We start from the raw sequence: 5,286 nt of genomic DNA, 5'->3' as shown, positions 1-5,286 counted from the left end.
CCACCTTCCTGCTCGCCGGCGGCGTCATCTTCCTGGCGTTCCTGGCAACGACTTTTCTCATCAAGGAGAACCCTCGCCCGACAACCGACAAGGCAGCATCGACTGAGAAGCCGCAAGGCGGCTGGTCGCAAATCGAGGACAAGCGCCCTATCGTGGCCATGCTGGTGACCGGTATGCTGCTGAGTTTCGCCACGATGTCGATCGAGCCGATCATCACGGTCTACGTCCAGCAACTCATCGAGAACCAAAGCCTGCTAACGCTGACCTCCGGCGTCGTCATGTCGGCGGCGGCACTCGGCGCCATCCTGTCGGCCTCGCGTCTCGGCAAGCTCGCCGACCGCGTCGGCCACTGGAACGTCATCATTGGGGCGCTTGCCGTATCGGCGCTGCTGCTGATCCCGCAAGCCTTCGTCACGCAGGGCTGGCAACTCGTCGGCCTGCGTTTCCTGATGGGGCTGGCACTTGGCGGTCTCCTGCCCTGCATCACCAGCGTCATTCGCCACAATGTTCCGGACGGCGTCGGCGGCAATGTGCTCGGCCTGTCGATCTCGGCACAATATGTCGGACAGGTCGCCGGACCACTGCTCGGCGGCTTCGTCGGCGGTCATTTCGGTATGCGCGCGGTGTTTCTCGGCACATCCGTGCTGTTGGCGGGCGGAGCTGCGTATAATTGGCTGGTCCAGTCGCGCCGCGCGCGCGACATGCTGGCGCAGGCTGGAAAGTCGTGACACCGTTTGCGGACTACATTAGTTCACGGAGACCAGCGACATGAGCACGGCCGAGCAACCAGCAAGCGGCAGCGGCCGCATCTTAGTTTTCGTCGGCGGGCTGTGCGGCGCGGCCGGCGTGGCGCTGTCCGCCGCTGCGGCGCATCTGGGCGGCGCTTTCGCCGGCACGGTCGCGTCCTTCCTGCTCATGCATGCGCCGGTCTTTCTTGCTATCGGGCTCATCGGCGCAAACCGTATCCTGCGAATCGCAAGCCTCATCCTTCTTGCCGGGCTTGTATTGTTTTGCAGTGATCTCCTCGCCCGAGACTTCCTCAATTCGCGGCTTTTCCCGCTGTCGGCGCCGATCGGCGGCACTTTGCTCATCGCCGGTTGGCTGGCGGTTGCAGCCTCGGCGCTGGTGCGCCCGCGCTCATGAGACGTCCGGATTCGGTTTCCGCCAAACGACGGTCAGTCAGACGATGGCCTATCTTGCCTGCGTTCGGGCTGGACCGGCAGGTTGCGATTGCGTGCGGCCGGCTTGGCCAGGCGGCGCCGCTCCGGCCGATCGGTGGCGGGCGAGATGCCCCAATAATTGCGATAGATATCTTCGAACAAATGTTTGATCGGATGCATGGCAAGGCTCCCTTTTCCAATTTGAATCGATCCAATCGACAGGCACGAAAAAGCGCTGCCGATCAGCTCCGCTTGCGCTCCACGAGAAAACGCAGGTCGCGGATCCATGGGCTGGCGCTGCCGCGACGTGTCCGGGTCACCGCGTTGGAGGTAATGCTCCAGTCGTTGCGATAGATGTCTTCGAACAGATAATTGACGGGGTGCATGGTTCTCTCCTTCCTGAATCGATCCAATCGACGGTTAGCGCCAAATTTGGATCGATTCAAAAATATACTTGCCCGCACCAATGTCAAGCAAAAATTTGAATCGATCCAACAAAGGTGCTAGGTAGCTGCCTGGAGGCAAAAAAATGGCGTCATCCACCGAAGGCAATACAAGACCCATCCGGCTGGCCGACATCGCCAAGGCCGCCGGGGTTTCGCATGGCACCGCCTCCAACGTGTTCAGCCGTCCCGAGATCGTGCGCGAGGAAGTCCGCGAACGGGTCAAGGCAGCGGCCGAGGCGATGGGCTATGCGGGTCCGGATCCCAAGGGCCGGCTGCTGCGCGCCGGCAAGGTCAACGCGATCGGCGTCGCCACGACCGAACCGCTGTCCTATTTCTTCGACGATCCCTTTGCCCGCGCGATGATGGCCGGGATTTCCGAGGCATGTGACGCCACCGGTGCCGGCATCGCGCTGGTATCGGCCGGCAATGAGGAGAAGCTTGCCTGGAACATCCAGAGCGCGCTGGTCGACGGTTTTATCCTGTTCTGCATCGAGGGAGGTCCGCGCCTCGTCGAGCTGACGCGCGAACGAAAGCTCCCCTTCGTCGCGCTCGAACTCGGCTCGGAGGATGACACGGTCTCGGCGATCGGCGTCGACAATGTCGCCGGCGCCCGCCTGGCAGCGCAGCATCTCGCCGAGCTTGGCCATCGGCGTTTCGCCGTTCTGGCGCTGCCTTTCGCCGATGACAGCACTGGTCTCGTCTCGCCGCAACAGATCCGGACGGCCGCCTATACCGGCACACGCGATCGCCTCGTCGGCTATTTCGAGGCGCTTTCCCGGTTCGGCGTCGATACCGCCGGGATTCCGGTATACGAGACCGAAAACGACGAAGCCAGCACAAGGGCCGGCCTCGAAACGATCTTCGCCTCGGCAGAGCCGCCGACCGCCATCCTGGCGATGTCGGACCGGATGGCCATGGTCGCGATCGAATGGCTGACCACGCGGGGTCTGGCCGTTCCCGGCGACATCTCGGTCGTCGGCTTCGACGGCGTGCCTGAGGCGGCGCTTTGCGATCCTGCGCTCACCACGATAGTCCAGCCGATCGCCGAGATCGGCCGCAGGGCGGCGCGAGCGATCCTCGATTTCGACGGCACGGTGCGGCGCGAGACGCTCGACGTCGAGCTCGTCGTCAGGGCATCTTCCGGACCGCCGCCCAAAACAGCTTGAGCCCGGACGCCTATCGATTGATGCCTGCCGCCATGGCTCCGACACCGAAGGACGCATGGACAGGCGGCGCCTCGCTGCGGACCGGCTTGCTCTTGCCGGACCGTCCAAGACCCGACAGCCATTCGAGATAATAGGCGAGCGCGAACTGCATGGCGATGCCGGCGGCGATCAGCAAGCTGTCATAGGCAAACCCGCCGGGGTTGATCAGCTTCATCAGCTGGGCCGCCATGGCGAGCACCGTGCCGGCGATGAAAACCGGCAGCGATCGTTTGCCCAATATGGCGAGCGGATGGTCGCGGCTGGTGCGAAACAGGTTCGAGACAGAAGGAAACGCCACGATCAGGTAGCTCACTGCCAGGATGTGCAGCAGCCTTGGCAGCGACAGGAACGTCTTGTCGAAGCCGGTCAGCACCACGGGCAGGTTCAGCCATGACACGTGCCCCCATAGCGGGCTGTGCACCCAGACCAATGCCGCTGCGACATAGGTCGCCGAAGCGCCGACCAGCCAGCGATTGACCGGAATGGTGCCGCCGCGCCGGATATGCAGCATACTCGCCAAGCCGATGTTGAAGAGGAACTGCCACGACAGCGGATTGAGGAACCAGAAGCCGGGCTCGGGATAGTTCGGCGGGGCGATCTGGTAGATCCCGGCAGCCAGCCACAGAATTCCGGATATCGCCAGCGCCGGCAAAGGCCTGTGGCTGATGAACAGCAGGAAGATTGGCGCCATCAGCAGCAGCACCGCATAGACCGGCAGGATATTGTTGTAGCCGAGCTGATGGCCAAGCGTGGCGATACCGATCAGCGCTTGCGGCGGGTTCCTGATCAATGGCTCGATGTTGATCAGCGTCAGCACGTCCGGCCGCTTCGCGAACACCGCCGCCGCGCAGAAGATGGCCACCACCGCCATCGTCGTGACGATGTGGGCGACATAGAGCACACCGGCGCGGCGCCACAATTTCAGTGTCGCCATGAGCCGGTTTCCGGGTTGGAATTTTGAACCGTAGGCGAGCGCGACGGACATGCCGGAGATCAGCACGAAGGCCTCCGCGGCATCCGAAAAGCCAAAATTCTTGTAGGTCAGGGTTTCGAAAACCGTCCCCGGGACATGGTCGACAAATATAATCAGCAGAGCGAGAGCGCGGAACACATCAATACGCGTATCGCGTTCCGGGATACGCGTATCCGGGATACGCGTGATGCGATCCGAGATACGCATACCGCGATCCGGTGAATTTGGCATGGTCATCGATAAAAGGCCTCAAAGCTGGTTGTTCATGCCGGCGATCGATGCGACCGCCGGACGCACCGCTTCGATTCCTCCCGCAGGAGCATATCGGCGAAGAAACGGACTGAAATGCGCCCGGTTCAATCAACTTTGAAGGAGCCCGAAAATATTACGTTTTGAAGCCGGCAAATGAACAAAACCATCACGAAATCAAAGGGATGAACTATGGCGGAAAAGCCTCCGGAAGACGGCCTTTTGCGACGTGATCTGGCCTTTTTCTACCGGCTCTATCGACCTGTTGATTCGAACGGCGAATGCCTTTTCCTGCTGCATGGATCCGGTGTCGACGAGACGACGCTGGTGGCGCTCGCGCGGCAAATCGCACCGCGCGCCGTGCTGGTGGCGGTCCGTGGCCGCATCGCCCAGGAGGACGGTTTCCGCTGGTTCGCGCGGATTACGCCGACGCACTTCGAACAGCAGAGCATTCGCGCAGAGGCGGACGCTTTCGCGGGCTTCATCACCGAGGCCGCGAAGCGCCACGGTCTCGATCTCTCCCGAACGATTTTTCTCGGCTATTCGAACGGCGCCAATCTGGTTTCGACGGTGATGCTGCTGCATTTGGGGCTGATCGAACGGGCAGCATTGCTGCGCCCGATGCCGGTGCTCGACGACGTGCCCCCAGCCGACTTGTCCAAAGCGCGCGTGCTGATCATCGCCGGCACCGCCGACCTGACCTACGCGCCCTTCGCGCCGGCGTTGGTCGCATTGCTCGAATCGCATGGTGCCGAGGTCGAGGCCCGCACCATCGCCTCCGGCCATGAAATCGGCGATCGGGATGCTGAAATCGTCAGGCAATGGCTGGAGGGTCCGGCAATCGCCATCGCGCAGGCGAATTGATGAGCCGAGGTTTTAGAGACCGTTTCGAAATTCGCTCTGGCGAGTCATATGGTGGCGGTTTCGAGAACCGGAGCGGAGCGGACATTTGGGTCCGTGAGCACCGGAAGCGCAGAAAACGCCATCAGATGGCCGCCAGAGTAGAGTTTCCAAACGGTCTCTCACAGGTCGACGACCCCACGCTTACGCAGCAGGATCCAGAGGAAGAACGGAGCGCCCGCGATCGCCGTGACGATGCCGATCGGCAGCTCGGCCGGCGCCACGATGGTGCGAGCGACGGCATCGGCCAGAAGCAGCAGGCAAGCTCCGAGCAGGGCCGACGCCGGCAGCAGATAACGGTTGTCCGGGCCGATAGCCAAGCGCAGCAGATGCGGCACCACGATGCCGACAAA

General features: G+C 62.4%; 8 protein-coding genes. 4 read left to right on the top strand and 4 right to left on the bottom strand.

Features of this window, described 5'->3' with window-relative positions; translation table 11 throughout:
- Both E5W87_RS09000 and E5W87_RS08995 read left to right on the top strand, forming a co-directional pair.
- Positions 1 to 728, top strand: a 728-nt coding sequence (locus E5W87_RS09000) for an MFS transporter (RefSeq protein ID WP_292396159.1), incomplete at its 5' end; no start/stop codon positions are given.
- A 40-nt stretch (positions 729 to 768) separates the two neighbouring features.
- Positions 769 to 1,143: a DUF423 domain-containing protein gene (locus tag E5W87_RS08995; protein WP_292396156.1), complete on the top strand. Its 375-nt coding sequence runs from the start codon at positions 769 to 771 to the stop codon at positions 1,141 to 1,143.
- Between the two features lie 32 nt (positions 1,144 to 1,175).
- Here the strand turns inward: E5W87_RS08995 and E5W87_RS08990 are convergent, their stop codons facing one another.
- Both E5W87_RS08990 and E5W87_RS08985 read right to left on the bottom strand, forming a co-directional pair.
- Positions 1,176 to 1,340, bottom strand: coding sequence for a hypothetical protein (locus E5W87_RS08990; protein WP_292396153.1), 165 nt, complete (start codon positions 1,338 to 1,340; stop codon positions 1,176 to 1,178).
- Between the two features lie 62 nt (positions 1,341 to 1,402).
- Positions 1,403 to 1,546: a hypothetical protein gene (locus E5W87_RS08985; RefSeq protein WP_292396150.1), complete on the bottom strand. Its 144-nt coding sequence runs from the start codon at positions 1,544 to 1,546 to the stop codon at positions 1,403 to 1,405.
- 143 nt (positions 1,547 to 1,689) lie between these two features.
- Here E5W87_RS08985 and E5W87_RS08980 point away from each other — a divergent pair, with 143 nt between their 5' ends.
- Positions 1,690 to 2,772 (top strand): LacI family DNA-binding transcriptional regulator, encoded by a 1,083-nt coding sequence (locus E5W87_RS08980; protein WP_292396147.1) that lies wholly within the window; start codon positions 1,690 to 1,692, stop codon positions 2,770 to 2,772.
- Positions 2,773 to 2,782: 10 nt separating this feature from the next.
- On the opposite strand, the gene E5W87_RS08975 is transcribed toward E5W87_RS08980, so the two are convergent.
- Positions 2,783 to 3,991, bottom strand: coding sequence for an OpgC family protein (locus E5W87_RS08975; RefSeq protein ID WP_292396144.1), 1,209 nt, complete (start codon positions 3,989 to 3,991; stop codon positions 2,783 to 2,785).
- 234 nt (positions 3,992 to 4,225) lie between these two features.
- Between E5W87_RS08975 and E5W87_RS08970 the strand changes: the two genes are divergently transcribed.
- Positions 4,226 to 4,897 carry an alpha/beta hydrolase gene (locus E5W87_RS08970; RefSeq protein ID WP_292396141.1) on the top strand — a complete coding sequence of 224 codons (672 nt, stop codon included), beginning with the start codon at positions 4,226 to 4,228 and terminating at the stop codon, positions 4,895 to 4,897.
- Between the two features lie 158 nt (positions 4,898 to 5,055).
- Here E5W87_RS08970 and E5W87_RS08965 read toward each other — a convergent pair.
- The coding region (locus tag E5W87_RS08965) for an iron chelate uptake ABC transporter family permease subunit (RefSeq protein ID WP_292396138.1) at positions 5,056 to 5,286 on the bottom strand (231 nt) is incomplete at its 5' end.

It is taken from the genome of Mesorhizobium sp. (genome assembly GCF_004962925.1).
Lineage (GTDB): Bacteria > Pseudomonadota > Alphaproteobacteria > Rhizobiales > Rhizobiaceae > Mesorhizobium.
This window is presented reverse-complemented; position numbering and strand designations above follow the sequence as displayed.

What these genes read in the sequence shown, in the direction of transcription:
- E5W87_RS08995 (WP_292396156.1), top strand. Translation starts at nt 769, where the DNA reads ATGAGCACGGCCGAGCAACCAGCAAGCGGCAGCGGCCGCATCTTAGTT.
- E5W87_RS08990 (WP_292396153.1), bottom strand. Translation starts at nt 1,340, where the DNA reads ATGCATCCGATCAAACATTTGTTCGAAGATATCTATCGCAATTATTGG.
- E5W87_RS08985 (WP_292396150.1), bottom strand. Translation starts at nt 1,546, where the DNA reads ATGCACCCCGTCAATTATCTGTTCGAAGACATCTATCGCAACGACTGG.
- E5W87_RS08980 (WP_292396147.1), top strand. Translation starts at nt 1,690, where the DNA reads ATGGCGTCATCCACCGAAGGCAATACAAGACCCATCCGGCTGGCCGAC.
- E5W87_RS08975 (WP_292396144.1), bottom strand. Translation starts at nt 3,991, where the DNA reads ATGCGTATCTCGGATCGCATCACGCGTATCCCGGATACGCGTATCCCG.
- E5W87_RS08970 (WP_292396141.1), top strand. Translation starts at nt 4,226, where the DNA reads ATGGCGGAAAAGCCTCCGGAAGACGGCCTTTTGCGACGTGATCTGGCC.